Here is a 1,789-nt window from a genome sequence, read left to right as displayed (position 1 = left end):
CCACCTGGGACCTGCACATCCCGCCCGCCGGCCAGACTGACGCTGCGCTGTGCGTGCGGCGGGTGGATATCACCGGTATGGCCGACGACGGTCTCGACGAGGTCATCGCAGCGCAGGCGGACTCCGCACGGGAGCGGTTGTCACCCGCTTCGGGGGTGATGGTTCAGGCGGTGTGGTTCGATGCCGGACCGAAGGTGTCGGGGCGGCTGCTGGTCGTGGCGCATCACCTGGTGGTCGACGGAGTGTCATGGCGGATCCTGCTCCCCGACCTCCAGACCGCCTGGCAAGCAGCCACCACCAGCACACCCTGCACACTCCAGCCGGTCGGCACGTCCTTCCGGCAGTGGGCCGCGGGCCTGACCCAAGCAGCCCAGAACAAACAATGGACGCAGGAACTGCCCTGGTGGCAGAACCTGGCAAGCGCCGCGGACCCGCTGATGGGTGCGCGTGCGCTGGATCCCGCCCGTGACACCGCGGCCAGTGCGCGGCGGTTGACGGTGACGCTGGCTGCCGAGCACACCCAGCCCCTGCTGACCGACCTGCCCGCCCTCTTCCACGCCGGCATCAACGACGTCCTCCTCACCGCCCTCACCCTCGCGGTCATGCGCTGGCGTGCTGCCCGCGGCCGGCACACCGGACAAGGACTGCTGGTGGACCTGGAATCCCACGGCCGTCACGAGAGTGTGGTGGAGGGGGCGGGGTTGTCGGGGACGGTGGGCTGGTTCACCTCCCACCACCCCGTCCACCTGGACCCCGGCATCTTCAACCAGGCCCAGGCCTGGGCCGGCGGAGCCGACCTCGGCCGCGTCCTCAAACGCATCAAAGAACAACTCCGCGCCACCCCCAACGACGGCATCGGCTACGGGCTCCTGCGCTACCTCAACCCCGCCACCAGCCCCGGCCTCGCCGATCTCCCCGTCCCGCAGATCGGGTTCAACTACCTCGGCCGCCTCCCCATCGGCCACGGCGCCGACTGGGCACCAGCAGCCCACTCCACTGCCGCAGGCTCCGGACCCGACCCCGACATGCCCCTCACCCACACCCTCACCATCAACACCCTCACCCAGGACACCCCCCACGGCCCCACCCTCACCACCACCCTCACCTGGCCGAACACCCTCCTCACCCAGGCAGATGCAAAGGACCTGGCCGACGGCTACCACCAAGCCCTCACCGCCCTCGCACGCCACACCACCCTCCCCGACACCGGCGGACGCACCCCCTCAGACCTCCCCCTCCTCCACCTCACCCAAGCCGACATCGACCACCTGGAGACCACCTATCCCCACACCACCGACATCTGGCCCCTCGCACCCCTCCAAGAAGGCCTCCTCTTCCACGCCCTCTACGACACCCACGGCCACGACGTCTACACCTCCCAGCAAACCTTCCGCATCACCGGCCCCCTCAACATCCCCACCCTCAAAACCGCCCTCACCACCCTCCTCACCCGCCACCCCAACCTCCGCGCCGGCTTCCACCACCAAAACCTCACCCACCCCATCCAAATCATCCCCACCACCACCGAACTCCCCTGGCAAGAACTCAACTGGACCCACCTCCACCCCGACACACAGGAAACCTCCTTCACAGCCTGGCTGGAAGAAGACCACAACCACCGGTTCAACCTCGACCAGCCACCACTGATCCGCTTCACCCTCATCCACCTCGCCCCACACCACTACCGCCTGGTATTCACCAACCACCACATCCTCCTCGACGGCTGGTCCCTCCCCGTCCTCATGCGGGAACTGTTCACCCTCTACGCCCACCAAGGCAACGAAACCGC

Annotated in this window: 1 protein-coding gene; it reads left to right on the top strand. The window is 68.0% G+C overall.

All coding sequences use genetic code 11. The annotated features are described in order from the left end of the window. Nucleotides 1-62: 62 nt before the first annotated feature. A partial coding sequence (locus ACWDSL_RS53265) for a condensation domain-containing protein (RefSeq protein ID WP_450496973.1) occupies nt 63-1,789 on the top strand: 1,727 nt, incomplete at its 3' end.

The sequence above is a fragment of the Streptomyces sp. NPDC000941 genome (assembly GCF_053599555.1).
Note: the sequence above shows the minus strand (reverse complement) of the source record. Positions and strands in the feature narration are given on the sequence as shown.